At 69.3% G+C, this 25,730-nt stretch carries 24 protein-coding genes and 1 tRNA gene; 11 read left to right on the top strand and 14 right to left on the bottom strand.

Going from position 1 to position 25,730, the window contains the following annotated elements; all coding sequences use genetic code 11:
* Positions 1 to 338: 338 nt before the first annotated feature.
* Positions 339 to 1,472, top strand: coding sequence for an acyl-CoA dehydrogenase family protein (locus ACGFZW_RS12725; RefSeq protein WP_393893080.1), 1,134 nt, complete (start codon positions 339 to 341; stop codon positions 1,470 to 1,472).
* 372 nt (positions 1,473 to 1,844) lie between these two features.
* Here ACGFZW_RS12725 and ACGFZW_RS12720 read toward each other — a convergent pair whose 3' ends face one another.
* The 4 genes from ACGFZW_RS12720 to ACGFZW_RS12705 all read right to left on the bottom strand — a co-directional run bounded on the left by ACGFZW_RS12720 (position 1,845) and on the right by ACGFZW_RS12705 (position 7,132).
* Positions 1,845 to 2,189 (bottom strand): rhodanese-like domain-containing protein, encoded by a 345-nt coding sequence (locus tag ACGFZW_RS12720; RefSeq protein WP_393893079.1) that lies wholly within the window; start codon positions 2,187 to 2,189, stop codon positions 1,845 to 1,847.
* A gap of 9 nt (positions 2,190 to 2,198) precedes the next feature.
* Positions 2,199 to 3,293 (bottom strand): J domain-containing protein, encoded by a 1,095-nt coding sequence (locus tag ACGFZW_RS12715; protein ID WP_393893078.1) that lies wholly within the window; start codon positions 3,291 to 3,293, stop codon positions 2,199 to 2,201.
* Positions 3,294 to 4,056: 763 nt separating this feature from the next.
* On the bottom strand, positions 4,057 to 5,520 hold the full coding sequence (locus ACGFZW_RS12710; protein WP_393893077.1) for a DUF2252 domain-containing protein: 1,464 nt from the start codon (positions 5,518 to 5,520) through the stop codon (positions 4,057 to 4,059).
* A gap of 400 nt (positions 5,521 to 5,920) precedes the next feature.
* Positions 5,921 to 7,132 carry an ABC transporter permease gene (locus ACGFZW_RS12705; protein ID WP_393893076.1) on the bottom strand — a complete coding sequence of 404 codons (1,212 nt, stop codon included), beginning with the start codon at positions 7,130 to 7,132 and terminating at the stop codon, positions 5,921 to 5,923.
* 18 nt (positions 7,133 to 7,150) lie between these two features.
* Here ACGFZW_RS12705 and ACGFZW_RS12700 point away from each other — a divergent pair, with 18 nt between their 5' ends.
* Positions 7,151 to 7,414 (top strand): hypothetical protein, encoded by a 264-nt coding sequence (locus ACGFZW_RS12700; RefSeq protein WP_393893075.1) that lies wholly within the window; start codon positions 7,151 to 7,153, stop codon positions 7,412 to 7,414.
* Between the two features lie 84 nt (positions 7,415 to 7,498).
* Positions 7,499 to 7,933, top strand: a complete 435-nt coding sequence (locus ACGFZW_RS12695; protein ID WP_393893074.1) for a MarR family winged helix-turn-helix transcriptional regulator — start codon at positions 7,499 to 7,501, stop codon at positions 7,931 to 7,933.
* A 38-nt stretch (positions 7,934 to 7,971) separates the two neighbouring features.
* Here the strand turns inward: ACGFZW_RS12695 and ACGFZW_RS12690 are convergent, their stop codons facing one another.
* Positions 7,972 to 8,334 (bottom strand): winged helix-turn-helix transcriptional regulator, encoded by a 363-nt coding sequence (locus ACGFZW_RS12690; RefSeq protein ID WP_393893073.1) that lies wholly within the window; start codon positions 8,332 to 8,334, stop codon positions 7,972 to 7,974.
* A gap of 126 nt (positions 8,335 to 8,460) precedes the next feature.
* On the opposite strand from ACGFZW_RS12690, the gene ACGFZW_RS12685 reads away from it, so the two are divergent.
* Positions 8,461 to 9,111, top strand: a complete 651-nt coding sequence (locus tag ACGFZW_RS12685; protein WP_393893072.1) for an FMN-dependent NADH-azoreductase — start codon at positions 8,461 to 8,463, stop codon at positions 9,109 to 9,111.
* A 510-nt stretch (positions 9,112 to 9,621) separates the two neighbouring features.
* On the opposite strand, the gene ACGFZW_RS12680 is transcribed toward ACGFZW_RS12685, so the two are convergent.
* Positions 9,622 to 9,705: transfer RNA gene (locus ACGFZW_RS12680), tRNA-Leu, on the bottom strand.
* 496 nt (positions 9,706 to 10,201) lie between these two features.
* On the opposite strand from ACGFZW_RS12680, the gene ACGFZW_RS12675 reads away from it, so the two are divergent.
* From ACGFZW_RS12675 to pknB, 6 genes are all read left to right on the top strand, one after another.
* Positions 10,202 to 11,035, top strand: a complete 834-nt coding sequence (locus ACGFZW_RS12675) for an FhaA domain-containing protein (RefSeq protein WP_393893071.1) — start codon at positions 10,202 to 10,204, stop codon at positions 11,033 to 11,035.
* A 10-nt stretch (positions 11,036 to 11,045) separates the two neighbouring features.
* Entirely contained in the window at positions 11,046 to 11,573 is a 528-nt protein-coding gene (locus tag ACGFZW_RS12670) for an FHA domain-containing protein (RefSeq protein WP_393893070.1), read from the top strand.
* A gap of 120 nt (positions 11,574 to 11,693) precedes the next feature.
* Entirely contained in the window at positions 11,694 to 13,262 is a 1,569-nt protein-coding gene (locus tag ACGFZW_RS12665; protein ID WP_393893069.1) for a PP2C family protein-serine/threonine phosphatase, read from the top strand.
* 23 nt (positions 13,263 to 13,285) lie between these two features.
* Entirely contained in the window at positions 13,286 to 14,683 is a 1,398-nt protein-coding gene (locus ACGFZW_RS12660) for an FtsW/RodA/SpoVE family cell cycle protein (RefSeq protein ID WP_393893068.1), read from the top strand.
* The gene (locus ACGFZW_RS12655) at positions 14,680 to 16,149 is read left to right on the top strand and encodes a peptidoglycan D,D-transpeptidase FtsI family protein (protein ID WP_393893067.1); all 1,470 of its coding nucleotides are present in this window, start codon (positions 14,680 to 14,682) and stop codon (positions 16,147 to 16,149) included. Before ACGFZW_RS12660 ends, ACGFZW_RS12655 begins: the two co-directional genes overlap by 4 nt.
* Before the next feature lie 146 nt (positions 16,150 to 16,295).
* Positions 16,296 to 18,275: a Stk1 family PASTA domain-containing Ser/Thr kinase gene (gene pknB / locus ACGFZW_RS12650; protein WP_393893066.1), complete on the top strand. Its 1,980-nt coding sequence runs from the start codon at positions 16,296 to 16,298 to the stop codon at positions 18,273 to 18,275.
* Between the two features lie 181 nt (positions 18,276 to 18,456).
* On the opposite strand, the gene ACGFZW_RS12645 is transcribed toward pknB, so the two are convergent.
* The 6 genes from ACGFZW_RS12645 to ACGFZW_RS12620 all read right to left on the bottom strand — a co-directional run bounded on the left by ACGFZW_RS12645 (position 18,457) and on the right by ACGFZW_RS12620 (position 23,165).
* On the bottom strand, positions 18,457 to 19,197 hold the full coding sequence (locus tag ACGFZW_RS12645) for a class E sortase (RefSeq protein ID WP_393893065.1): 741 nt from the start codon (positions 19,195 to 19,197) through the stop codon (positions 18,457 to 18,459).
* 26 nt (positions 19,198 to 19,223) lie between these two features.
* Positions 19,224 to 20,690, bottom strand: a complete 1,467-nt coding sequence (locus ACGFZW_RS12640) for a class E sortase (protein ID WP_393893064.1) — start codon at positions 20,688 to 20,690, stop codon at positions 19,224 to 19,226.
* Positions 20,691 to 20,734: 44 nt separating this feature from the next.
* Positions 20,735 to 21,373, bottom strand: coding sequence for an aminodeoxychorismate/anthranilate synthase component II (locus tag ACGFZW_RS12635; protein WP_393893063.1), 639 nt, complete (start codon positions 21,371 to 21,373; stop codon positions 20,735 to 20,737).
* A complete protein-coding gene (locus ACGFZW_RS12630) occupies positions 21,370 to 21,546 on the bottom strand; it encodes a hypothetical protein (protein WP_393893062.1) in 177 nt (58 codons plus the stop codon). Before ACGFZW_RS12630 ends, ACGFZW_RS12635 begins: the two co-directional genes overlap by 4 nt.
* A gap of 81 nt (positions 21,547 to 21,627) precedes the next feature.
* On the bottom strand, positions 21,628 to 22,356 hold the full coding sequence (locus ACGFZW_RS12625; protein ID WP_393893061.1) for a class E sortase: 729 nt from the start codon (positions 22,354 to 22,356) through the stop codon (positions 21,628 to 21,630).
* A gap of 38 nt (positions 22,357 to 22,394) precedes the next feature.
* The gene (locus ACGFZW_RS12620) at positions 22,395 to 23,165 is read right to left on the bottom strand and encodes a DUF881 domain-containing protein (protein ID WP_393893060.1); all 771 of its coding nucleotides are present in this window, start codon (positions 23,163 to 23,165) and stop codon (positions 22,395 to 22,397) included.
* A gap of 147 nt (positions 23,166 to 23,312) precedes the next feature.
* On the opposite strand from ACGFZW_RS12620, the gene crgA reads away from it, so the two are divergent.
* Positions 23,313 to 23,570 (top strand): cell division protein CrgA, encoded by a 258-nt coding sequence (gene crgA / locus ACGFZW_RS12615; protein WP_393893059.1) that lies wholly within the window; start codon positions 23,313 to 23,315, stop codon positions 23,568 to 23,570.
* A gap of 302 nt (positions 23,571 to 23,872) precedes the next feature.
* On the opposite strand, the gene ACGFZW_RS12610 is transcribed toward crgA, so the two are convergent.
* Positions 23,873 to 24,778, bottom strand: coding sequence for a rhomboid family intramembrane serine protease (locus tag ACGFZW_RS12610; RefSeq protein ID WP_393893058.1), 906 nt, complete (start codon positions 24,776 to 24,778; stop codon positions 23,873 to 23,875).
* Between the two features lie 161 nt (positions 24,779 to 24,939).
* Entirely contained in the window at positions 24,940 to 25,467 is a 528-nt protein-coding gene (locus tag ACGFZW_RS12605) for a peptidylprolyl isomerase (RefSeq protein WP_393893057.1), read from the bottom strand.
* Positions 25,468 to 25,730: the final 263 nt, after the last annotated feature.

The raw sequence follows: 25,730 nt of genomic DNA, 5'->3' as shown, positions 1-25,730 counted from the left end.
CGCAGGCCGACTTGCTTTGACCTCTCCCGGAGCCGCCCTCGGCGCTACAGATCACAGGCGGGCGCCTGTCGACAGCCACTCCTCTCCGCAGGCGCCTGCTCGCCCTCGCCCGTAGGCCGGCGTTCGCCCCAGTCACGCCACATTGCCTGGCGCCAGCCCCCTGCCCCCAACCCCACACGCACGCCCACACGCACAGCCACGCCAAGCACCCAGCCGTCCGTCTTCAACCGCCCGCGCCCACCCACACCCATTCCTCCGTTGGCGCCATTCCCAATTCCTGCAACCTGTTCTACCTTGACGCTTCGTCAGATTCAGGCGCCGCGTGGGAGGACAGACCAGTGGACTTCACCTTCACCGAGGAGCAACAGGCCGCCGTCGAAGCAGCGAAGGCCGTCTTCTCCGGGGCCGCTCCTGATGGCGTACCCAGCCCTGCGCTCACGACAGGAGCCGTTGCCGACGACTTCGACCGCGCGCTGTGGCGCAAGCTCGCCGACGCCGATCTGTTGAGCCTGCCGGTCCCACCCGAACACGGCGGAGCCGGCCTGGACCCGATCGCCCTCTGCCTGGTGCTGCGCGAATCGGCCAAGGTTCTGGCACGGGTGCCGCTCCTGGAGTCCGGCGCCGCCGCCCTCGCGATTCAGCGCCACGCGAATGCCGAGCTCCGCTCCGAGGTCCTGCCCCGCCTTGCCACGGGCGATCTCGTCGTGACAGTCGCAACAGCAGGCCGCACCGGGCACGACTCGGCCGAACTCTCCGTGGAAGCCCGGAAGGAGGGTGCCGCGTGGATCCTCGACGGCAACCAGACCGCAGTCCCCTGGGCGCCGACGGCCGACCAGATCTTGCTTCCCGCGCACACACCTGACGGCCACACCGTTCTTGCCCTCGTATCCCGCGCCGACGACGGCGTCTCTCTCGACGACCAGATCTCCACCAGCGGGGAGCGCTACGCCGAGGTCCGACTGAACTCCGTACACATCGAGGCCCGGGAGATGATCACCGACCCAGGCGCATGGGAGTCGCTACGGAACATCCTCACCGTCGGCACCTGCGCGTCGGCCCTGGGCCTCGGCGAACGTGTTCTCTCCATGACCAGCGACTACACAAGCAAGCGCGAACAGTTCGGCTTCCCGGTGGCCACATTCCAGGCAGTCGCCGTCCAGGCCGCGGACCGCTTCATAGACCTACGTGCCATGGAGGCCACGCTCTGGCAGGCCGCCTGGCGCATCACCACCGACGCGACCGGTCCGCTGCCGGCAGCCGGGGACGTCGCGGTCGCCAAGATCTGGGCCTCCGAAGGCGTCCGCCGCGTCGTCCAGACCGCCCAACACCTGCATGGAGGCTTCGGCGCCGACACGGACTATCCCCTGCACCGCTTCCACGCCTGGGCCAAGCAACTCGAACTCTCCCTCGGCCCCGCGGCCGCCCACGAAGAGGCTCTCGGCGACCTACTGGCGGCGCACCCCCTGAGCTGAAACGCCAAGCGGAGTGGCCGCCCAATCCGCCCCACGCCAGCAGCCTCGGGACACGCAGCAATCCCTGCCCACGCAACAATTCCCCGCCCTAACGGGGAAGTGCAAAGAAGACGCCGCGCCCCTCACGACGCCTCGCCAATGAGGGCGAGCCCGGGGGCGGCGTACGGGGCCAGGAGCCCGGGCTCGGCGTCGGCCTTAAGCGCAAGGGGATCGGCGCGCTGCCGCCGACCGCTCAACATCCCGATGGTCAGCCCGCCCCCGGCTGCTAAGCCATCAACATCCGGTCCGCAGCACTGGCACCGGCACCGGCACCGGCACCGGCACCGGCACTGGCACTGGCACTGGCAGGACGATTGCCCGCCCGACGGTCCGCTAAATGACCGTCCCGGCGCCGCCCTTGCCATCCGACACGGGACGGCCGGCGGCCTCCCATGCCTGCATGCCGCCATCGACGTTCACCGCATCCAGGCCCTGCTGGATCAGATACTGCGCGACCTGAGCCGAGCGGCCGCCGACCCGGCACAGCACATAGACCTTGCCGTCCTCAGGGGCAGCCTCGGTCAACTCGCCGTATCGCGCGACGAATTCGCTCATCGGGATGTGCAGCGCGCCCTCGGCGTGCCCGGCTTCCCACTCGTCGTTCTCCCGGACGTCCAGGAGGAAGTCATTCGACGTGAGAGCGTCGACACCGACCGTGGGCAGAGAACCAAATCGCATACCTCGACGCTACCCGACCAGCTGCGCGAGGTACGCCTCGCGCTCCGCCACGTCGGCAAGCAGCTTTTCGGCGATCTCCTCGAGCAGGGCGTCCGGGTCCTGCGGCGCCATCTTGATCATCGCGCCGATGGCGCTGTCCTCCAGCTCCGCCGCGACGGCAGCCAGCAGCTCCTTGCGCTCGGCCAGCCACTCCAGACGCGCGTACAGCTCCTCGCTCTCGCTGAGCCGCTCCTCGACAGGCGCAGGACCGGACTCCCACTCCCGGACCAGCTCCCGCAGTGCCGCCTCATCGCCACGGCCGTACGCCGCATTGACCCGGGCGATGAATTCGTCCCGCCGCGCCCGCTCCGCGTCGTCCCGCGCCAGGTCCGGATGAGCCTTGCGCACCAGGTCGCGGTAGACCTTGCGGGCCTCCTCGCTGGGGCGGACCTTCTGCGGCGGCCGCACCGGCTGCTCGGTGAGCATGGCCTGCGACTCGGGGAACAACCCCTCCGAGCCGATCCAGCCGTGAAAGAGCTCCTCCACATCCGGCATAGGCAGAACCGAGGCACGCGCTTCCTGCGCCTTACGGATGTCCTCGGGTGCGCCGGTACGTGCCGCCACGGCCTCGGCGATCTGCGCGTCCAGCTCGTCCAGGCGCGCGTACATCGGGCCGAGCCGCTGGTGGTGCAGCCGGGAGAAGTTCTCGACCTCCACCCGGAAGGTCTCCACCGCGATCTCGAACTCGATCAGCGCCTGCTCCGCCGCCAGCACGGCCTTCGCCAGCCGCCTGGTCGCCTCATCGGCCGCCTGCTCACCAGGCGCATCCGCGGCCACCTGGCCGGCCTCGTCACCGCCCTGAGCAGCCTCGGTACGGGCAGCGCCCTCGGAGACGTCACCGCCACCCCCGGCACCGCTGTCGCCACCGACGGACTGGTCACTCTGACCACTGCCGTAGCCGTACTGACCGCCGGGCGCGTCCTGGCCGGCGCGCGAGCCGTCCTGACCGCCACCGCGGGCGTCCGATGCCTGCGGGGCGGCCGGGGCATCCGGTGTGCCCAGCGCGTCCGATGCGTCCGGTCGGTCCTGGCCGTCCTGCGCGTTCTCCGCGTGCGAGTTCGTCACCCGGTCAGCGTACGGCCCGTATCAGCCGACACTCTCCGCAGCCATTCGCCTCCTCTTGGACGCCCGGGCCAGTGAGCTACGTCGTCGTCCACGAGCCGCCGGGCGATCGCCGAGTCTCAACCGGGTGCTCCTCGGCCCTCGGCCCCGCCCTGGACCACCGCAGACATGCGTACGACCAGGTCCACGCCCCAACCGTCGGCGCCGCAGCCGCAGCCGCCGCTGGCCGGGTGCGGATCGGCCAAACGAGTACTCCCATCGCCCAGCCCATCGGATTCTGGCGCCTACACCACCGGAGCCTCCCCGGACCACTGGAGCCTCCCCGGCCGGCGTCGCGGCGCCCACCGCCGGAGACGGCACCCGCCGCAGCACCAATGCCCCTCTTCCCTCTCCCCCGGGGGCCCCGCCCCCACCCACCCCACCCCACCCCCACGCAAGACCGCACGACAACGCAACACCGCACGACAATCACGACACGACACCGTTCCGCGCCGCATCGCATTGCCACCGGCGAATACCCCTCACCCGCGCGTGCCTGACACCCGCGCGCGTGCCCACCTGCCCACGCCCAGCGCCCGGAAGTCAGGCCCCGTGTGCGGAGCGCCACCGGCTAGAGGCCGCCGAGCCCCGCCGTTTATAGCCACGGCGCGGACGATGGCGCCGAAGAGGAAGGCACCCCCGGCGCCCGGCTGCCAGGCTCTCGTGCCTACGCGCCTACTACCCACGCCCCGCGCGTACCCGCGACCGGACGCGTGCGCCGTCCCCCTCAGACCCCCATCTCCGCAGCGATGCGGCCGCTCTTCACCGCCTCGACCAGGTCGGCGTGGTCGGCCTCGGTTCGGTCCGCGTAGGCGACTGCGAAGTCCGCCAGCGCCTCGTCCAGGCTTTCCCCCTTGCCGCAGTAGCCGGCCAGCACCCGAGGGTCGGCACTGTGCGCGTGGGCCCGCGCCAGGAGGGCGCCGGTCATCCGGGCGTAGTCGTCCATCTGGTCGTCGGCCAGCTCCGTCGGATCCACGCTTCCCTTGCGGTTCCTGAACTGTCGGACCTGGAACGGTCGTCCTTCACGCCGACCGTCGTCCGTGCCCGTTCGCGCCCCCGGCCCGCCCACGGAGCCCACGTCGGGCGCCGCTATGTCCCGCACCGTCGTCCAACCCAGCAATATGTCGCTGACGACCTGCATACGCCGCTGACCGAGCACTATCCGCCGCCCCTCGTGGGCCACCGGCTGCGCGGCAAAACCCGCCCTTTCCACATGCGGCGCCAGCACCGAGCTACGCGCTTCTTTCACCTGGAGCACCAGTGGCTCTCCTTGGTGATCCAACAGCAGCACCACATAGGAGCGCAGGCCCACGCTTCCCGTCCCCACCACGCGGAAAGCCACATCGTGCACGGCGTACCTGGCCAGCAGCGGTCGGCGGTCTTCGGGGACCGTCTCCAGGTAACCGCTGAGCGAACCGGCCACCGCCGCCGCTTCTTCATCCGATATCCGCCGCAGCACCGGTGGGGCATCCACGAACCGCCGACCGCCGTCCGACGCCTCCTCGGTCGCCTTCGCGGCGAACTTGGCGCTGGTGTTCTTACGGGCCTTCTGCTCCACCCGCTCCAAGGTGCCCAGCAGGTCCCTGGCATCGGTGTGGGAGACCAACTCCTCGTCGGCGATGGCGTTCCACGACTCGATGACGGGCAGCTTCGCCAGCAGCCGCATCGTGCGCCGATAGGCGCCCGCAGCATCCTGCGCCGCCGTGCGGCACCTGTCCTCCCCGGCCCCCGCCTCCCGGCCCGCCAGCACCAGCGACACAGCGAGCCGCTTCACGTCCCACTCCCACGGGCCGTTCAGGGTCTCGTCGAAGTCGTTGAGGTCCATGACGAGACCGCCGCGGGCATCACCGTAGAGGCCGAAATTGCCGGCATGCGCGTCGCCGCAGATCTGCGCGCCCACGCCCGTCACCGGGCCGGCCGCCAGGTCGTGCGCCATCAAGCCGGCGGACCCGCGGAGGAACGCGAAAGGGCTTGCGGCCATCCGCCCGACCCGTATCGGGGTCAGCTCCGCAAGGCGTCCGGCATTGGACAGCTCGACCGCCGCGACCGCGTCGGGCCGTCCCGCCGCGTCCGGCAGCACCGCCTGCTCCGCGCGAGGCACCCGCTCCCGCAGGGCCCGGCCCGCCGCCTTGGGTGACGGCCCCTCCGCCTTCGGCCTGGCGAACCCCGCTACGTGCGGCACACGCGTCATCGCGACCACCTCCCCCTTCACGAACTGCATCGGTTCGGCCCGCCGGCCGATTCCGGCTTCGCCTGACCATGACGTTATCGAGAGATCCGCCACCCGGCTCAGACCTGTGGATAACTCTTTGCACCGACGTGCGGGACGGTCGGTTGGACCGCTCACCACCCAAAAACGGCACCCCGGATACTGCCTCCCAAAACCCGCCCAGCCCTCCAGCCCCCCAGCCCCAAATCACCCCGCAACAGCCCCCCAGCTCCCCCAACACCTCCCCGCCTCACACACCCGCCCCCTCACCCCACCACCACACAACCGCAGCCCCCACCACCCCTCACCCCTCCAACACAAGCGGGCGCCCGCCCAGGCCCCACCCCGGACAGACGCCCTACCGACCGACCACAGACCCCGGCTACACCCCCACCGCCTCTTCCATCTCCTCTTCCATCTCCTCCTCGCCCCCTCCGACGTGCTCGCCCGCCTCCCGGTCAGCAGTCGTCGCCCGAGCAACAGGCGCCTCCCGCCCCGGAGCCGTCGCCCGCTCCGGAACCGTCGCCGCCACCGCGGCCGCCGCCACCGCCGCGGCATTGGCTGCCGCAGTCCTCTCCGCGGTACGGCGACGCCGCTCCGCCGCAGCGGCCACGCCGACCACCAACAGCCCGACGACCAGCCAGCACACCAGTGTCACGAGATGCCCGGTCAGACCGTGGCCGGCGAAGTAGACATGGCTGCGGACACCCTCGACGAAGCCCGCCCCGTTCCAGAAGGAGTGCAAGGCCGCGAAGAAGCCGTGCTGCATCTCGGGCCGGAAGATGCCGCCGGACGACGTGAAGTTGAGCATCACGAACAGCGTCATCACACCGAGCGTGGTCCAGCGCTTGAGGAAGGTGTGCAGGCCGGTACCGATCAGCAGGATGCCCGCGGAGTACAGCCAAGCCATGCCCCACAGCCCCGACAGACCGTGGTCGACGAGGTGGAAGACCGGTCCCGCGAACACCGTCCCGATGATGCTCACCACGAAGGACGTGCCGATCGCCAGCAGCGCCCTGAGCCGGAGCGGCAGCACGGCTCCGGCGCCGCCGATCACCGCGACCGAGGCGTACGAGCCGATGCTGATCGCGACCAGGAGGAAGAAGATGCCCTGGCCGGTCGGGTCGTCCTCCGCGGGCGGCGCCACGTCCGTGACCTTCAGCGGTGCGCCCTGCTCTGCCGCGATGGGGGTGAACACCTTCTGCACCACGGAGGCGCTGGTGTCGGACCCGGCGGTCGCCACGATCAGCTCGGGCGCCGGCTTCACCGCAGCCCGCGCGCCCGCAGCCCCTTCGCCCGCGGCCGGCCCTCCTGCCTTCGCGCCCCCTGCCTTCGCGCCCCCTGCCTTTGCGCCCTCTTCCACGCCATCCGTGTTCACCACATAGGCGCCGAAAATGTCCTCGTGCTTGAGCTGCTCGACCGCGGCGGCCCGGTCGGCGACCGTCCGCACAGCCAGGTCGCCGCCCGACTTGTCGTTGATCGACTGAGCGAGCAGCTGGGCACTCTGACCCGACCCGACGACGGCGACGGGCAGGTGGTGCGGCTGCGGGTTCGCGAACGCGCCCAGGTAGGCCAGGCCCATGCCGATACACATCAGCAGTGGGGTGATCAGGTGCGTCAGGACGTGGCGCAGGCCGGCGGAATGGCCGGAGCGATGTGCGCCACGTTGTACGCCCGGGTGCTCGGCACGCTGATCGCGGGACGGCTCGCTCCGGCGGCCGTTGGGCAGCTCGCCTCGATGGGGCCTCAGCTCTTCGCCAGGGGCCCGCGGCTCTTCGCGAGGGAACCGCAGCTCGTCGCTGCGGTGATCGCGCACGGCACCGCTGTGGTGATCGGGATGACGGACCGGACTCATGGGGCAGGCCTTCTCAGCTAGTCGTCTCAGCTGTCGCCAGTAGTTGGCTAATACAACTCTCAATCCACGTTGTACTATACAACTACTTCTACGAAAGGCAACGCCGTGGCCCACCGCGACGAGTCCGTCGAGACCATCCAGCAGGAGATGACCGCGTTCGCCCGGCGGGCCCGCGCGACCGCCGCCCGTATGCATCCCGAACTGTCGCTGGTCTCCTACACCCTGCTCGCCCACCTCGACGACCAGCACGGATGCCGCGCCACGGACCTCGCCGCGCACTACCTCCTGGACAAGTCGACGGTCAGCCGGCAGATCGCCGCACTGGAAAAGCTGGGCTTCGTGGAGCGCCGCGTCGACCCGGACGATCACCGGGTGCAGGTGCTGCATCCCACAGCGAAGGGCGCCCAGGTGCTCGCCAACGTCACCGCGAGCCGCCGTCAGGCCTTCCACGAGCGCCTGGCCGACTGGGACGAGACCGACCTGGACCGCTTCGCGACGTACCTGCTCCGCTATAACGCCGCCCAGGAGAAGCACGGCTGACAGAGCCGCCCCGCCCCGCCCCGCCCCGCCCCCAACACCTACTGCCGGAACTGCTCCGGACACTGCCCCCCGTCGGCGAGGTAGGTCTCGGCCCACCGCGCCAGCTCCTTGAGTGAGGAATCCATCGCCAGGCCCGCCTCTGTGAGCCGGTACGCCACGCGCAGCGGGGGCCCCGCATCCACCTCGCGGACGACCAGGCCCGTTCCCGCCAGCTCCATGAGGCGGTCGGACAGCATGCGCTCACTGATGCCCGGGATCGCCCGCCGCAGATCGGCGAAGTGCACCGGCCCCGCCATCAACGTCGCGACGATCAAGCCGGTCCAGCGCTTCCCGAAGAGCTCGAAAACGCGGGCCATGCCGTCGTCGACCTTCCTGCACACCGCCTCGCCGTGGTCCGCCATGACCCCAGAGTACCGCGCTTCCGTTGGGTACTGCGGAAAAGTAAGCTCCTGTGGTAAGAATAGTGACGTACGGAATTCCACCCACGTGCCCGCACCGTCCGGCCGCGAACCGAAGGACCGATCCCCATGGCCACGCTTCTGCACATCGACTCCTCCGTCTTCCCCGAGGGCGGCTCCGCCTCCCGCTCGGTGACCGCGGCCTTCCGCAAGGCATGGGAGGAGCAGCACCCCGACGGCACCGTGATCCACCGCGACCTGGCGGCCGACCCGGTGCCGCACCTCGACGGCGCCGGCGCCTCTGCCGCCTTCGTCGACCCCGCCACCCACACCCCGGAACAGCAGGCCGCCTTCGCACTGCGCACTCAGCTCGTCGAAGAGGTGGAGCAGGCGGACGCGATCGTCATCGGCGCGCCGATGTACAACTTCACGATCCCCTCGACGCTCAAGGCCTGGCTCGACCAGGTGATCATCATGGGCCGCACGGTGGGCGCCGAGCCGAGCGCCAAGGGCACCCCGGTCACCGTCGTCGCCAGCCGCGGCGGTTCGTACGCGCCGGGGACCCCCCGCGAGAACTTCGAGTACGTGCAGAACTACCTGCAGTCCGTGCTGGCCGACAGCTTCGGTTTCGACGTGGAATTCATCGTTCCGGAGTTGACGATGGCCCCCAACAACCCGGCGATGGCCGAGCTCATCCCGAAGTTCGAGGCCTCCCGCGACAAGGCCCACGCAGACGCCACTGCCAAGGCCAAGGCCCTCGCCACGCGCCTGGCCGCCTGAACGCCGGAGCTCACCGCGTCGCCCCGGGGAGAAGGACACGAGGCCCTGCCCGTGCCCGACGATCCGGGGCTCGCGCCTCCCCTCCCCGAAAGCGCCGCCCCCGGGCCGACCCTCCAGGAGAAATGTCCACGCGAGGTCCGGGCGCCCGACCCGAGCGGCGACCGCCCCGCAGGCGGCGACCCGGCGCTTCCCCGCCGTGAGACGCCCCACACGACACCGACACCCCGCCGCTGACGGCCACCACCCGCCGCCTCAAATGTGACGCAGCCCTCAGGGAGCGGCGCCCGTGACGCAGCCCTCGCAAGCGGCGACCGGTGCCTTCGTAGCCGAATCTCTCTCCGGCACCCACTCCCGGGAGGACCGGGGCCGGGCGGATTCGGGAGCCGAGGGGCCGGGCCCGGCTCAGCACGCCCCGCCCCGCGCCCTCCGAGCCGCCCCGACACGCAACATCCGCCAACAACGAGAAAACCCCTGGTCCCGGATTTCTCCGGAGACCAGGGGTCTCATCTGTGCGCGAGGGGGGAGTTGAACCCCCACGCCCTTTCGGGCACTGGAACCTGAATCCAGCGCGTCTGCCTATTCCGCCACCCGCGCATGGGTGCTGCCGATCGATTCTCTCACGCGATCCGGGCTGTTCCGTCCGGGTCTTGTGCGAGCGCCTGTCGACATGCAGAACATTAGCACGCTGTCGAGGGTGCCTTCACACGCCTTTCCCCCGGTCCCCGCCCCGCAGCCGGCATGCGGCACAGGGCCGCCGCTCACCGTGCTGTTGGCCGAGCGGCTCCCTCAGGGTTCACACTCTCGGTGTCCGCCACCGGGGGCGCGTCCCTCTCCGGCGGACCGGGCGCGCGGTCTCCGGCCACCCGCCCGGCAGGAGAGGTCAGTGGTTGCGGGACACTGTTTGCGGGGCACCTCTACGATCGCAGTGCACAAGCAGTGGGCAAGGAGAAGGAAGCACCGGGCAACCCTGTGAGGGGCGACACTCGTCCTCCAGGCGGGAAAGGGGAACCAGCCGATTTCCCTACGCGTGGATACGATCAGTAAGCAGTACCAGGACGACCCCGACGAAGACTGAGGAAGGAGGTGCCCCGTGGGAGTACTGAAGCGTTTCGAGCAGCGTCTCGAAGGTCTCGTCAACGGCACCTTCGCCAAGGTGTTCAAGTCCGAGGTGCAGCCGGTGGAGATCGCCGGGGCGCTGCAGCGCGAGTGCGACAACAACGCCACCATCTGGAACCGCGACCGCACGGTCGTCCCCAACGACTTCATCGTCGAACTGAGCACCCCTGACTACGAGCGGCTGAGCCCCTACAGCGGGCAGCTCGGCGACGAGCTCTCCGGCATGGTCCGCGACTACGCCAAGCAGCAGCGCTACACCTTCATGGGCACGGTCAAGGTGCACCTGGAGAAGGCCGACGATCTCGACACCGGCCTGTACCGCGTGCGCAGCCGCACCCTCGCCTCCAGCTCGTCCCAGGAACCGGGCCAGGCAGCCGCCGCCCAGCGCGCCTCCGTGGCGCCGCGCGGCGGTCAGCCGGGCGGAGGTCACGTGGGCCCGCCCCCCATGCCCTCGTCCCCGCCTCCCGGCGGCGCGCAGCCCGTACCCCGTACGGCTCCGCCCAGCGCGGGACCGCAGCCCTACGCGCAGACCAGGCGCTGGATCGAGATCAACGGCACCCGCCACCAGATCTCGCGCCCGACGCTCGTTCTGGGCCGCAGCACCGACGCGGACGTACGGATCGACGACCCGGGTGTCTCCCGGCGTCACTGTGAGATCCGGGTCGGAACGCCCCCCACGATCCAGGATCTGGGCTCCACGAACGGCATCGTGGTGGACGGGCAGCACACCACTCGCGCTAATCTCCGCGACGGCTCACGCATCGTCGTGGGCAGTACCACCATCGTTTACCGGCAAGCCGAAGGGTGAAGCGGGGGCAATGTCAGAGCTGACCCTCACGGTCATGCGGTTGGGTTTCCTCGCCGTACTGTGGCTGTTCGTCATCGTGGCCGTTCAGGTCATCCGCAGCGATCTGTTCGGCACGCGTGTCACACAACGCGGCGCCGCACGGCGCGGGCAGGAACCGCGTACGCAGCGTCAGGCTGCGCCGCCGCAGCAACCGCAGCGCCGCCAGGAGAGCGGCCGCGGCAACAACAACCGTCAGCGCCGAGGCGCCCCCACGAAACTGGTGGTCTCCGAAGGCACGCTGACGGGCACTACCGTCGCTCTCCAGGGCCAGACCATCTCTCTGGGCCGTGCGCACGACTCCACGATCGTGCTGGACGACGATTACGCGTCCAGCAGGCATGCCAGGATCTACCCGGACCGTGACGGCCAGTGGATCGTCGAGGACCTCGGTTCCACCAACGGCACGTACCTGGACCGGACCCGGCTGACGACCCCGACACCGATTCCGCTGGGAGCCCCGATCCGCATCGGCAAGACCGTCATCGAGCTGCGGAAGTAGTACGACAATGAGCGAGCGGAGCGAGCGAGCCGCGGCGGTCCACTCGGCGGACCCCGGCGTGCTCCCGACCGGAGGGTGGGCACCGTGCGGATGTACCCCGAACCGACGGGTGAGGTGCGCATGAGCCTGTCACTGCGCTTCGCCGCCGGATCGCACAAGGGCATGATCCGGGAGGGCAACGAGGACTCCGGCTACGCCGGTCCGCGTCTGCTCGCGATCGCCGACGGCATGGGCGGCCAGGCCGCCGGTGAGGTCGCCTCATCGGAGGTGATCTCCACGCTCGTCCAGCTCGACGACGACGTGCCGGGTTCGGACATCCTCACCTCCCTGGGCACGGCCGTGCAGCGCGCCAACGACCAGCTGCGGGTCATGGTCGAGGAAGACCCTCAGCTGGAGGGCATGGGCACCACGCTGACCGCCCTGCTGTGGACCGGCCAGCGGCTGGGCCTGGTGCATGTCGGCGACTCGCGCGCCTACCTGCTGCGCGACGGCGTTCTCACCCAGATCACGCAGGACCACACCTGGGTGCAGCGGCTCGTCGACGAAGGCCGGATCACCGAGGAAGAGGCCACCACGCACCCGCAGCGTTCGCTGCTGATGCGCGCGCTGGGCAGCGGCGATCACGTCGAGCCCGACCTCTCCATCCGTGAGGTGCGGGCCGGCGACCGCTACCTGATCTGCTCCGACGGGCTGTCGGGGGTCGTCAGCCACCAGACGATGGAGGAGACCCTCGCCGGCTACCACGGGCCGCACGAGACCGTGCAGGAGCTGATCCAGCTCGCGCTGCGCGGCGGCGGGCCCGACAACATCACCTGCATCGTCGCCGATGTCCTGGACGTCGACGGCAATGACACGCTGGCCGGGCAACTCAACGACACCCCCGTCATCGTGGGCGCCGTCGCCGAGAACCAGAACCAGCTCAGCGACCCCAGCACCCTCCAGACTCCGGCGGCCCGCGCCGCGGAGCTGGGCCGCAGAGACGTCCCCCCGGGGCCGCCCGGAGGCGCCTTCGGGCCGCCCGGGAGCGGCGGGCACGATGTCGGCGGGCCCCCGCAGGGCTCGTTCGGCGCGTTCACCGACGAGGACTTCCTCAAGCCCCGGCGGCGCGGGAAGTGGCTCAAGCGGTCGCTGTTCATCGCCCTCGCGCTGGCCGTCGTCGGCGGCGGTCTCTACGCCGGCTACCGCTGGACGCAGACCCAATACTTCGTCGGCGCCAAGGACGACCACGTCGCGCTCTACCGCGGCATCAGCCAGGACCTGGCGTGGATCAACCTCGACGACGTCGATGAGGATCACCCCGAGATCGAACTCAAGTACCTACCGCTGTACCAGCGCAACCAGGTCAAGGAGACGATCGCGGTCGACAGCCGGACCCAGGCGACCCAGAAGGTCACCGAACTCGGCAAGCAGGCCGGCGCCTGCCGCAGCAAGGAGCAGCGGGAGGCCGCCGCGCGGGAGGCCGCGCGGCAGAAGGCCGCCCAGGAGAAGGCCAAGCACGCCGGCGGAACGGCCGGTTCGGCGGACGGCAAGACCGGTGGCACCGGCGACAAGACCAAGGCGGACAACTCGTCGCTGCCGGGTGCGCTCGCGCCGTCCCCGACCGCCACTCCCACTCCCGCACCCACCACCAGCCAGGCCCCCTCCGAGGAGCAGCAGAAGCTGGAAAAGAATTGCAGCACCCAGCAGTGAGGGCGTAGGGGGCCGTACATCTCATGAGCAGTACCACCAACACCACCACCATCGGCACCATCGGAGCCCCGAGCCGCCGCAACACCGAGCTGGCGATGCTCATCTTCGCGGTGCTGATTCCGGTGTTCGCGTACATCAACGTCGGTCTGGCCAAGGAGGGCTCGGTCCCCGCCGGCGTCATCGGCTACGGCCTCGGTCTCGGCCTGCTCGCGGGCGTCACGCACCTCGTCGTTCGCAAGTGGGCGCCGTACGCCGACCCGCTGATGCTGCCCATCGCCACCCTGCTCAACGGCCTGGGTCTGGTCTTCATCTGGCGGCTCGACCAGGAGCCGCAGATCACCACCGACCAGCTGGGCGGGGCGATGGCCCCGGGCCAGCTGATGTGGTCCACGCTCGGCGTCGCGCTCTTCCTCGGGGTGCTGATCTTCCTCAAGGACCACCGGGTCCTGCAGCGCTACACCTACATCTCGATGGTCGTCGCGCTGGTCCTGCTGATCCTGCCGGTGTTCTTCCCGGCGAAGTTCGGTGCCCGCATCTGGATCACCATCCCCGGTGTCGGATCGCTCCAGCCCGGTGAGTTCGCGAAGATCGTCATCGCGGTCTTCTTCGCGGGCTACCTGATGGTCAAGCGGGACGCGCTGGCGCTGGCCAGCCGCCGCTTCATGGGCCTGTATCTGCCGCGTGGCCGCGACCTCGGCCCGATCATCGTCATCTGGGCGCTGAGCCTGATGATCCTGGTGTTCGAGACCGACCTGGGTACCTCGCTGCTCTTCTTCGGCCTGTTCGTCGTCATGCTGTACGTCGCGACCGAGCGGACCAGCTGGATCGTCTTCGGTCTGCTGCTCAGCGCGGGCGGCGCCGTGGCGGTGGCCACCTTCGAGTCGCACGTCCAGACGCGAGTCCACAACTGGCTCAACCCGCTGGAACTGGCCAACGGCGGTGTCACCGAGACCGCGCAGGCGATGTACTCCTTCGGCTCCGGCGGCATCCTCGGCTCCGGCCTCGGCCAGGGCTACTCCCGCCTCATCGGCGGTATCGCGCCCAAGAGCGACTACATTCTCGCCACAGTCGGCGAGGAGATCGGCCTGGGTGGCCTGATGGCGATCCTGTTGCTCTACGGCCTGCTGATCGAGCGCGGGATCCGTACGGCGCTGGCCGCCCGTGACCCGTTCGGCAAGCTGCTCGCCGTGGGCCTGTCCGGCGCCTTCGCGCTGCAGGTCTTCGTCGTCGCCGGCGGTGTGACCGGTCTCATCCCGCTGACCGGTATGACCATGCCGTTCCTCGCCCAGGGTGGCTCGTCCGTGATCGCCAACTGGGCACTGGTCGGGATCCTGCTGCGCATCAGCGACACCGCGCGCCGGCCCGCCCCCGCCCCCGCCCCGTCCACCGACGCCGAGATGACTCAGGTGGTCCGCCCGTGAACAAGCCCCTGCGCCGGGTCGCGATCTTCTGCGGCCTGCTCGTCCTCGCTCTGCTCGTCCGCGTCAACTGGGTGCAGTTCGTCCAGGCCGACGAGCTGAAGAACGACACCCACAACCGGCGTGTCGCGATCGAGCGCTACAGCACGCCGCGCGGCAACATCGTTGTCGACGGCAAGGCCATCACCGGCTCCACGACCACCGACAGCGGCGACTTCAAGTTCAAGCGGACTTACAAGAACGGCCCCATGTGGGCGCCGGTCACCGGCTACGCCTCGCAGGCCTTCGACGCCAACCAGCTGGAGAAGCTCAACGACGGCATCCTGTCCGGCACCGACGACAAGCTCTTCTTCAGCCGCACCGTCGACATGCTCACCGGCGGCAAGCAGAAGGGCGGCGACGTCGTCACCACCCTCGACGCCAAGGCGCAGAAGGCGGCCTTCGAGGGGCTCGGCGACAAGAAGGGCGCGGTCGCCGCGATCAACCCGGAGACCGGCGCGATCCTGGCGCTGGCCAGCACCCCGTCCTACGACCCGTCGACGTTCGCCGGCATGAGCGACAAGGACGCCGAGGCCTACAACGGTCTGCAGAAGAAGAACAACCCGGACGAGCCGATGCTCAACCGGGCACTGCGCCAGACCTACCCGCCCGGCTCGACCTTCAAGGTCGTCACCGCCGCCGCGGCGCTGGAGAACGGCCTCTACTCCGACGCGGACTCCAAGACGGACTCGCCGCTGCCCTACACGCTCCCCGACACCTCGGGCGTCGAGCTGAAGAACGAGGGCAACATCCCCTGCGAGAACGCCAGCCTGCGCGAGGCGATGCGCTGGTCCTGCAACACCGTCTTCGGCAAGATCAGCGCCGACCTCGGCAACAAGAAGATGAAGGCCGAGGCGGAGAAGTTCGGCTTCAACAACGCGAAGATCGACACTCCGGTCCGGGCCGCGGAGAGCATCTACCCCACCGACAACCGGCCGCAGAACGCGATGGCCGGTATCGGTCAGGCCTCCAACCGTGCCACGCCGCTGCAGATGGCCATGGTCGCCTCGGCGGTCGCCAACGGCGGCAAGCTGATGAAGCCGTACATGGTCGAGCAGCTGGTCGCGCCGAACCTCAACGTGGTGCAGCAGCACACTCCGAAGGAGATGAGCCAGCCGCTCCAGCCGGAGAACGCCCAGAAGGTCCAGGACATGATGGAGACCGTGGTCAAGAACGGCACGGGAACCAATGCCCAGATCGCGGGCGTCACAGTCGGTGGTAAGACCGGTACGGCGCAGCACGGCGAGGACAACAAGGACAACCCCTACGCCTGGTTCATCTCGTACGCGAAGACCGACAAGGGAACGCCCGTCGCGGTCGCCGTCGTGATTGAGAGTTCCGACACGATCCGCGACGACATCGCGGGCGGCAAGCTCTCCGCTCCCATCGCCAAGAGCGTTATGGAGGCGGTACTCGAAGGCAAGAAGTGACTCGGGTCATGCCAATACCGGTCGGATATCAGGTTGCGGCTGCGGCCCGAGCCGGTGCTCAGCGCCGGGTACCGTATGCCCGAACAGCACACCGCCGGACCACACACCGGTGCGGTCGGGACTGACGGAGAGGGCTGGAGAAGCTTATGGAAGAGCCGCGTCGCCTCGGCGGCCGGTACGAGCTGGGCTCGGTGCTCGGCCGCGGTGGCATGGCCGAGGTGTACCTCGCGCATGACACCCGCCTGGGCCGCACCGTAGCTGTGAAGACGCTCCGGGTGGACCTCGCCCGTGACCCGTCCTTCCAGGCCCGGTTCCGCCGTGAGGCCCAGTCGGCCGCCTCGCTGAACCATCCGTCGATCGTCGCGGTGTACGACACCGGCGAGGACTACGTCGACGGGGTCTCGATCCCGTACATCGTCATGGAGTACGTCGACGGGTCCACGCTGCGTGAGCTGCTGCACTCCGGCCGGAAGCTGCTGCCCGAGCGCTCCCTGGAGATGACGATCGGCGTGCTCCAGGCGCTGGAGTACTCCCACCGGGCCGGCATCGTCCACCGCGACATCAAGCCGGCCAACGTCATGCTGACGCGCACCGGCCAGGTCAAGGTCATGGACTTCGGCATCGCCCGCGCCATGGGCGACTCCGGGATGACCATGACGCAGACCGCGGCGGTCATCGGCACCGCGCAGTACCTCTCTCCCGAGCAGGCCAAGGGCGAGCAGGTCGACGCCCGCTCCGACCTGTACTCCACCGGCTGTCTGCTCTACGAGCTGCTCACGGTCCGGCCGCCGTTCGTCGGTGACTCGCCGGTCGCGGTGGCCTATCAGCATGTCCGCGAGGAGCCGCAGAAGCCGAGCAACTTCGATCCCGAGATCACGCCGGAGATGGACGCCATCGTCCTCAAGGCGCTGGTCAAGGACCCCGACTACCGCTATCAGTCGGCGGACGAGATGCGCGCCGACATCGAAGCGGCGCTGGACGGCCAGCCGGTCGCAGCGACGTCCGCCATGGGTGCCGCGGGCTACGACCAGGACCAGCCCACCACGATGCTGCGTCCGCAGGACCCGGCGGGCCAGACCTCGATGATGCCGCCGATGAACCCGAACGACGGCTACGGCTACGACGACCGGGGCGACCGGCGGCGGGGCGGCGGCAAGAAGAGCAACCTGTCGACGATCCTGCTCGTGCTCGCGGCCGTGCTCGTCCTGGTCGGTGCGATCTTCATCGGCAAGGCGATGTTCAGCGGCGGCAACACCGGCGGCACGGTGCCCGTCCCGAGCCTCATCGGCAAGACGCTGAAGGAGGCCAAGGAGAGCGGGGTCAACGGCAGCTTCAAGGTCGTCGAAGGCGGCAGCGAGGCCTGCGACAACGCCAAGAAGGGCCAGGTCACCCGGCAGAGTCCGGAGGCCACCGAGGAGATCGAGAAGAACGAGACGGTCACCGTCACGATGTGCACGGGGGCCGTCAAGATCACGGTTCCCGACGTCAAGGGTCTGACCCTGGACGAGGCGACGTCGGACCTCAAGGCCAAGGGTTTCACCGACATCGAGACCAAGAGGGTGGTGTCCGAGCGTGAACCCGGCCGCGTGGCCGACCAGGACCCCCAGCCGGGCGCCAAGAAGCCCAAGAACATCACGATCACGCTGTCCATCGCCCAGGCAGAACAGAAGGTCTCGGTGCCGGATGTCATCGGCCAGGACTTCGAGGCGGCGAGCAAGCAGCTGACGGACCAGAACCTCCAGGTCAGCAAGCAGGAGCAGGAAGTGAGCGACCCGACTCAGGTCGGGAAGGTCACCGCCATGGACCCGGGGGCCAACACCCAGGTCAAGAAGAACTCGACGATCACTCTGACCGTCGGCAAGGCCGCGGCCCAGACGCCGGTCCCGAATGTCGTCGGTCAGAAGGTGAAGGACGCCAAGCAGATCCTTCAGCAGGCGGGCTTCAACAACATCCAGTTCGCCGACGGCAGCGCCCAGGACGACAACGCCCGGGTGGTCACGCAGGACCCGGCCGCGGCGACCCCGTCCGACCCCAAGACCACCACCGTGACGCTGACCACCCTGGGTGGCGGCGGTGGGGACGACGGCGGCGGCATCTTCGGCGGACCGTTCGGGGGCGACAGCTAGCCTCCCGTACGACGCGCGTACGACAGAGCCCCGGTGGCCCGTGATGGGCGACCGGGGCTCTGTCGTGGTCGTGCGTGGCTGTGGGCGTCCCGCCTGGCGTGAGGGACGGCAGAAGCGGTCGTGGGAGGCGCGGGAGTGGGTGGTGCGGTCCGCGAGGGGGGCGGCGCCAGGACCTGGTTGGCTAGCGCAGTTCCTTCGGCGGAGTGCGGTCCGCGTCGACCTTCTCGGTGCGCTCCAGCTCGCCCCAGACGACGTAGCGGTAATTCGAGGTGTAGACCGGGGTGCAGGTCGTGAGCGTGATGTAGCGGCCCGCCTTGCTCTTGCCGGACTCCTTGGGGACGTCGTCGAGAACGTCCACGTTGTACTTCGAGGTCTCGGCCAGGGTCGAGTAGACCTTGTAGACGTACCAGGTGTCCTGCGTCTCGAAGACGATCGCGTCGCCGTTCTTCATCTTGTCGATGTTGTGGAACTTCGCACCGTGACCGTCGCGATGCGCGGCGAGGGTGAAGTTGCCCTTCTCGTCCTTCGGCAGCGCGGACTTGACCGGCTTGGTGTAGTAGCCCGCCACACCCTCGTTGAGGACCTTGGCGTTGGTGCCCTTCCTGACCAGCACCTCGCCGTTGTTCATGGCCGGTACGTGCAGGAAGCCGATGCCGTCCTTGGTGTCCAGGTCGCCCGGCCCCTTGGGGGTGTCGTCCGCCCAGTGCCGGCGAATCTGATCACTCTGCTCGTGCGCTTCGCGGTCGGCGAGGACGTTGGTCCACCACAGCGAGTAGACGACGAACAGGCCCAGGATCAGTCCGGCCGTGATCAGCAGTTCGCCGATGACGCTGACAACGGAGGCGATCATCCTCCGTGCGCGGCGCGGCTTGGGTGACGACGGGGACCGGTCGGTGTCCTCGTCGTGTCCGGTGACAGTCACCGCGTAGTCCCCTTTTTTACGTTCGCTCAGCTGACGAGCGCATCCGGCTTGCCCTTGCTCCGCGGCCGCTCCTCGACCATCTTGCCCCAGACGATCATCCGATAGGTACTGGTGAACTCCGGGGTGCAGGTCGTGAGCGTGATGTAGCGGCCCGGGCCGGTGAAGCCCGAACCGGGTGGCACCGGGCCGATCACGCTGGTGTTGCCGGGTGAGGTCTGCGGGAGGATGCTCTCCATCTCGTACGTGTAGTACGAGGTCTTGGTCTCCACAACGATCTTGTCGCCCTTGGTGAGCTTGTTGACGTAGCGGAACGGCTCACCGTGGGTGTTGCGATGGCCCGCCACCGAGAAGTTGCCCTTCTTGTCCCAGGGCATCGCCGTCTTGATCCCGCTGCTCTTGTCGTAGTGGCCGACCATGCCGCGGTCGAGCACCGTGTGCTTGTCGATGCCCTCGGCCACCGGCGCCTTCACGTCCAGCTTCGGGATGTACATGATCGCGAAGCGCTCCCCGGCCACGAGGTTCTTCTTCTCCTGGCCTCCGTGGTCCCACTCGTTCTGGAGGGTGTTGGCGGCGCCGCCGGCCTCCTGCTCGGCCAGGACGTTCGTCCACCAGAGCTGATAGGTGACGAACAGCAGCATCAGCACGCCGAGGGTGATGAACACCTCACCCACCGCGCGGCTGATGATCAGGCTGGGGCTGTCCTTGGCCGCTCGTGCAGCGCGGCGGGCCTCCAGCCGGGAGGTCGGGGCCGCTGCCGACGTCCGTTCGGCGGCCGCTGCGGCGGCGGCCGCACCGGCCCCGTGGCGACCGTGCTTACCGCCGCGCTTGGCGGCCTCCTGCGCGGCCTTGCGCCGGGCCGCACGGCCCCCTGGGGTGGGCGTAGCGTCCGTTTCACGTGAAACAGCGTCTGCGTCGCGCCCGGCACCCGGCTTCTCGGCCTGGCGCAGCGCCATCGTCTCGTCGTCCCACGCCTTCTCGGTCACCGGCGAGGGAGTGGGGGCCGGCACCGGTGTCGCGGCCGGAGCTGACGGCTTCGGGCGCGTGAACGGCTCGGCGGGGGCGTACGTCTCCGGTCGCGGCTCGGCCGGTGCGGTGTAGGAGTCGTAGCCCGAGGGGTAGCCCTGGTCGGATCCGGTCTGTCCGGGCACCTGGCGCTGCTGCCGCCGCGGTGCCGACGGTCCGTACGTCCCCGCTCCCCCGAGGGAGGGACGCGCGGGAGGCTGCTGGGCGGTCTGGTCCGGCTCCAGATGCGGCCGGAACCAGGGTGACCCCTGCCGCGCCGGCTCGTGACCGGCCTCCGCGGGCTCCCCCGCGGGCCGGGCGGCGTCCGCATACGGGTCCTGGGAGGCGGCCTGAGCCGGGGCGGCCCGGCCGGGCAGCGGATCGTTCAGCGGGTCGCTGAGCTGTCCGACGGCGGCCTCGAACGCCTCGGGCTGCTTGTACGGGTCCGGTGGTTCGTGCTGATCCTGTGGCGCGTACTGCTGGGAGGGCACGTACGGCTCGTAGGGTCTCCCTTCACGCTCTGGGCGCAGGGCGGTCACGCGCCGGCCTTGCCAACCACCGGGGCGAGCCCCGTCGAGCGCTGCACAGCCCCCTCGTCGCCGCACTCCACCAGCCAGTTGGCCAGCATCTTGTGCCCCCACTCCGTCAGGACCGACTCGGGGTGGAACTGCACGCCCTCCACCGGGAGTTCATGGTGCCGCAGGCCCATGGGGATGCCGGACTCGGTCCAGGCGGTGACGACCAGCTCGTCGGGGACGGTGTCCCGCTCGACGGCCAGGGAGTGGTAGCGGGTGGCGGTGAAGGGGGTGGGCAGGCCGGAGAAGACGCCGGCGCCCTGGTGCGTGACGAGGGAGGTCTTGCCGTGCAGCAGCTCGGGCGCACGGTCCACCACGCCGCCGTAGGCGACCGCCATCGACTGCATGCCCAGGCAGACGCCGAAGACGGGTACCCCGGTGTCCGCGCAGTGCCGGACCATTTCCACGCAGACGCCGGCCTGCTCGGGCGTACCGGGCCCCGGCGACAGCAGGACGCCGTCGAAGCCGTCCTGGGCGTGGCCGAGGGCGACCTCGTCGTTGCGCAGCACCTCGCACTCGGCACCCAGTTGGTAGAGGTACTGGACGAGGTTGAAGACGAAGCTGTCGTAGTTGTCGACAACGAGAATGCGTGCGGTCATCGGGAGGCTGCCATCCCTTCGTCGACGGTGACGTCATTGAAGGGGAGCAGCGGCTCCGCCCACGGAAAGACGTACTGGAAAAGCACGTAGACGACCGCCAGCACCAGCAGAAGTGAAATCAGCGACTTCACCCATGTGTTGCCCGGCAGATGCCGCCAGATCCAGCCGTACATGCTGTCGCTGTCCCCTTGCCGATGCCGTTGACGATGACGATTGCCCCACCAGACTAAGGGGAGAGAGCGGGCGCCGGAGGGTCAGCCGGCCAAAGCCGATGGCCTTCCCTGTTCCACGGGTTGGGTGGAATCCAGGTGCGCCCAGGCGATCAGCCGGTGGCTGTGGCCCCATTCCGGCTCGCAGGTGGTCAGCGTGAGATAACGGCCGGGGCCGTTGTAGCCGGACTTCCGCGGTACCGGATCGATCACCCCGGTGTCTCCGGGCAGCGTCGTGTAGGGCCGGTTGTCGATTCGATAGGTGAACCAGGTCGTGCCGTCGTTCACCACCACGGCGTCGCCGGGCCGCAGCTCCGGGAAGTCCTTGAAGGGGTCGCCGTAGGTCCTGCGGTGCCCGGCGACCGCGAAGTTGCCGGTGGCGCCGAGCCGCGCGGTCCGGTCGTAGTGGCCCAGGCCGCGCTTGAGGGTGTCGACGGCGGTGCCCTGGAGTACGGGCTTGGCCCAGTCCGCGCCGAGGCGCGGGATGTACATGACCGCGAAGGACTTCCCGTCCCGGTAGAGGGGCCGGTGCGGGCGGCTGGCGCGGGCGTCCGCGGCGCCCCCCGGTGCCGCTTCGCCGCTTCCGCTGCCGTCCGGTCCGCCGGCCACCGGCCCGGCCGCCCACCGGTGCTCCAGCTCGCCGATCTCGCCGTCCATGGCGCTGTCGGCCCGTACGCCGGTCCAGAAGAGCAGATAGGCGACGAAGAGGACGATGAGGGTGCCGAGGGTGACGCAGAATTCGCTGAACGTCCTGACGATCCACCGCACCGTCATGCGGCTCCGCCCCTCCCCGCCGTCCCGCGGCGGGCGGGCTACGGCTTCACAGGCTGTGCGTAGTGGAGCTCCACTGTGCCGGAGTAGCCGGGAAGAGTCACCGCTTCGTGCTGGTCGACTTTCCAGCCGAGGCCGTAGGCGTTCACGTACTGCAGGTAGTTCTGGATGGCGGGGGAGGCGGTCAGCGCGCGGTTCAGGGCCTCGCGGTCGCCGACGGCGGTGACCTTGTACGGCGGGGAGTAGACCCGGCCCTGGAGGATCAGGGTGTTGCCGACGCAGCGCACCGCGCTGGTGGAGATCAGCCGCTGGTCCATGACCTTGATGCCCTTGGCGCCGCCCTGCCACAGGGCGTTCACCACGGCCTGCAGGTCCTGCTGGTGGATGACCAGGTCGTTGGGCTGCGGTTCGGGCAGCCCCGGGATCTTCGCGGTGGCGTTCGGCGGGGCGTCGGTGAGGGTGACGGTGACGCCGGAGCCGGTGAGCTTCTTGGTGCCGGCGTTCTCCTCCAGCGCCTTGAGCTTGGCGTCATCGGCCTTGGAGCTGCCGTTGTCGCGCTGTGCGAGGGCGTCGACGTCCTCACGCAGGGCCGCGTTACGGTCGTCCTGGGCGCCGTTCTTGTGGCTGCGCTCCTGGATGAGGTCGGACAGCCGCAGCATGGAGTCGTCCGAGCGCAGATTGGTGCCGCGCGCGGTGTCGAAGCTCAGCCAGAACAGCAGGCCGGCGAGCGCGAACACGGTGAGTGTGAGAAGGCGTACGGGCCGCAGCCGAAAACGGGCGGGGCGGCCGGAGGAGTCAGCGGAATTGCTCAACGTACCCTTACTCCTTACGACGCCGCGGAAGCACTACGCTAACGGACGCCCGGGCGAGGAACCGATCCCCGCCGCTTCCCAACCCGGCTCCCATTCCGTACAGCCCCCGTCGGATGGGGGAGCAGCACATCGACAGGAGAGTTCCTCGTGCCGAAGTCACGGATCCGCAAGAAGGACGACTTCACGCCGCCGCCGGCGAAGCAGACCACCAGTCTGAAGATGACGTCGGGCCGCAGCTGGGTCGCACCGCTGATGCTGGCGATGTTCCTCATCGGGCTGGCCTGGATCGTTCTGTTCTACGTGTCCGAGGGCGATCTGCCGATCAAGGACATGGGCAACTGGAACATCGTGTGCGGTTTCGGCTTCATCGCGGTGGGCTTCGGCGTATCCACCCAGTGGAAGTAGCGCAAGCCCTGCCCAAGGCCATCCACACGGTTATCCACAGCCGGGGAAAACTTCAGAAGATCTGTGGATAACCCTCTGGAGGTTGACGCCGGTGTGACCGGCGCCGACAACCTCCACACCCCGCCTTCCCTTGTTCTTACTGGGGAAACGCAGGTCAGCGGGGCCCTGAACGGGTGTTCCCCACAGGTTGCGCAAGATCCGCCACACACTGTGGACAACGTGTCGCGGAGGGCCCCACCGTCCTGGTCATCCCCACCAGGCGGAGGCGGGACGGGGCCCCTCCCACACCCCCTCCCAAGGGGTCAGCCCATCAGCTGGGCGGTCCGCACCCACACCACCGCGGCGATGGCCAGCAGCGCCACCGCACAGGTCGCGACATGGACCTGCGTCCGGCGCTCGCGCGGGGCATGCACCATGCCGAAGGCCACCGCGGCGCCGACCACCAGGCCGCCGACATGGGCCTGCCAGGCGATATTCGGCCACAGGAACGTGAAGACCAGGTTGAGGCCGAGCAGGATCAGGACCGGCTTCATGTCGTAGTTCATCCGCCGCATCAGCACGGCGGTCGCGCCCAGCAGGCCGAAGATCGCGCCGGAGGCGCCGAGCGAGGGCTGGTTCTGCGCGGCGAGGAGATACGACAGGGCGCTGCCGCCCAGACCGGACAGCAGGTAGAGCGCGATGAAGCGGGCGCGGCCGAGCGCCGCCTCCAGCGACGGGCCCAGCCACCACAGCGACAGCATGTTGAAGGCGAAGTGCGGCAGCTGCTGGTGCAGGAACATCGCACTCACCAGGCGGTACCACTCGCCCTCCGCGACGCCGGCGAGCTGCGCGCGGTTCGGGTCGAAGGCGAGACCGAGCATGTCGAGCCGGTCGACGAGGTCGTCGCCGGTCGCCAGTACGGCGATGAGGACGGCGGCGTTGATACCCAGCAGGATCTTGGTGATCAGCCGCGGATCGGACGCGATCGTGCCACCGGCGATCGTGCGCGGCACCGTCGCCTGCGCCGTGTGCCCGGTGCCGCCGCCACCGCGGACGCAGTCCGGGCACTGGAAGCCGACCGAGGCACTGACCATGCAGTCGGTGCAGATCGGCTTCTCGCAGCGGGTGCAGCTGATGCCGGTCGTGCGGTCCGGATGGCGGTAACAACCGGGCAGGCTGTCACCCTGTGCGTTCTGCGGCTCCTGCGGGCTGCCTGGCACCTGGTCCATCGCTTCCCTCGTCCTCTTCTCCGTCGGGGCGTCTCAACGCACCGCCCCGCCCGGAGTACGACCGGGCGGGGCGTATTGGTTCCCTGGGCGGGCTGCTTCCGGTCCGCGCTCCGGATCCGGGGTGGGCCGGAGGCCGTGCGGACCGGGCGAACCGGACCTGCTCAGCGGCTCTCGACGACGACCGTGTTGATGACCACGTCCTGCACCGGGCGGTCGGTGCGCGGGTTGGTCGGCGTGGTGCCGATGGCGTCCACGACCTTCTTGCTCGCCTCGTTGGTGACCTCACCGAAGATGGTGTGCTTGCCGGTGAGCCATGCGGTCGGCGAGACGGTGATGAAGAACTGCGACCCGTTGGTGCCCGGACCGGCGTTGGCCATGGCCAGCAGGTAGGGCTTGTTGAAGGACAGATCGGGGTGGAACTCGTCGGCGAACTCGTAGCCCGGGCCGCCGGTGCCGTTGCCCAGCGGGTCGCCGCCCTGCAGCATGAAGCCCTCGATCACCCGGTGGAAGACCGTGCCGTCGTACAGCCTGTCCGTGGTCTTCCGGCCGGTCTCCGGGTTGGTCCACTCCCGCTCGCCCTTGGCGAGCTCGACGAAGTTCCTGACCGTCTTCGGTGCATGGTTCGGCAGGAGCCGGATCTCGATGTCGCCCTGGTTGGTCTTCAGGGTGGCGTAGAGCTGTTCAGCCACGGTCTACCTTCCATAAGTCTTCTCTGACGGCTCCCGATCCTCGCACGGTCGCGCCCGCCCGGCGCTCGGCCTGCGCCCCCGGACGGCGTCGTACAGATTTCTTTCCTGACTCCGGTCGGGCGGTAGCGGGGCGTCGGGCGGTAAATCGTGGCATTGTCATCACAAGGCTCCGGAAGGTCCCCAATGACCCGGATGCCCGCTCGCACATGCCGTACGGAGGGTGAGCAGGCATGATCTTCAATCGGGTGGACAGGCGACACAGC

Origin of the sequence: Streptomyces sp. NPDC048248 (assembly GCF_043201875.1) — a bacterium.
GTDB lineage: Bacteria > Actinomycetota > Actinomycetes > Streptomycetales > Streptomycetaceae > Streptomyces.
The sequence above is the reverse complement of the archived record's forward strand: the minus strand, read 5'-3'. Positions and strand labels throughout refer to the sequence as shown.

What these genes read in the sequence shown, in the direction of transcription:
- ACGFZW_RS12720 (WP_393893079.1), bottom strand. Translation starts at nt 2,189, where the DNA reads ATGCGATTTGGTTCTCTGCCCACGGTCGGTGTCGACGCTCTCACGTCG.
- ACGFZW_RS12710 (WP_393893077.1), bottom strand. Translation starts at nt 5,520, where the DNA reads ATGACGCGTGTGCCGCACGTAGCGGGGTTCGCCAGGCCGAAGGCGGAG.
- ACGFZW_RS12705 (WP_393893076.1), bottom strand. Translation starts at nt 7,132, where the DNA reads ATGTGTATCGGCATGGGCCTGGCCTACCTGGGCGCGTTCGCGAACCCG.
- ACGFZW_RS12690 (WP_393893073.1), bottom strand. Translation starts at nt 8,334, where the DNA reads ATGGCGGACCACGGCGAGGCGGTGTGCAGGAAGGTCGACGACGGCATG.
- ACGFZW_RS12685 (WP_393893072.1), top strand. Translation starts at nt 8,461, where the DNA reads ATGGCCACGCTTCTGCACATCGACTCCTCCGTCTTCCCCGAGGGCGGC.
- ACGFZW_RS12670 (WP_393893070.1), top strand. Translation starts at nt 11,046, where the DNA reads ATGTCAGAGCTGACCCTCACGGTCATGCGGTTGGGTTTCCTCGCCGTA.
- ACGFZW_RS12665 (WP_393893069.1), top strand. Translation starts at nt 11,694, where the DNA reads ATGAGCCTGTCACTGCGCTTCGCCGCCGGATCGCACAAGGGCATGATC.
- ACGFZW_RS12660 (WP_393893068.1), top strand. Translation starts at nt 13,286, where the DNA reads ATGAGCAGTACCACCAACACCACCACCATCGGCACCATCGGAGCCCCG.
- pknB (WP_393893066.1), top strand. Translation starts at nt 16,296, where the DNA reads ATGGAAGAGCCGCGTCGCCTCGGCGGCCGGTACGAGCTGGGCTCGGTG.
- ACGFZW_RS12635 (WP_393893063.1), bottom strand. Translation starts at nt 21,373, where the DNA reads ATGACCGCACGCATTCTCGTTGTCGACAACTACGACAGCTTCGTCTTC.
- ACGFZW_RS12630 (WP_393893062.1), bottom strand. Translation starts at nt 21,546, where the DNA reads ATGTACGGCTGGATCTGGCGGCATCTGCCGGGCAACACATGGGTGAAG.
- ACGFZW_RS12625 (WP_393893061.1), bottom strand. Translation starts at nt 22,356, where the DNA reads ATGACGGTGCGGTGGATCGTCAGGACGTTCAGCGAATTCTGCGTCACC.
- ACGFZW_RS12610 (WP_393893058.1), bottom strand. Translation starts at nt 24,778, where the DNA reads ATGGACCAGGTGCCAGGCAGCCCGCAGGAGCCGCAGAACGCACAGGGT.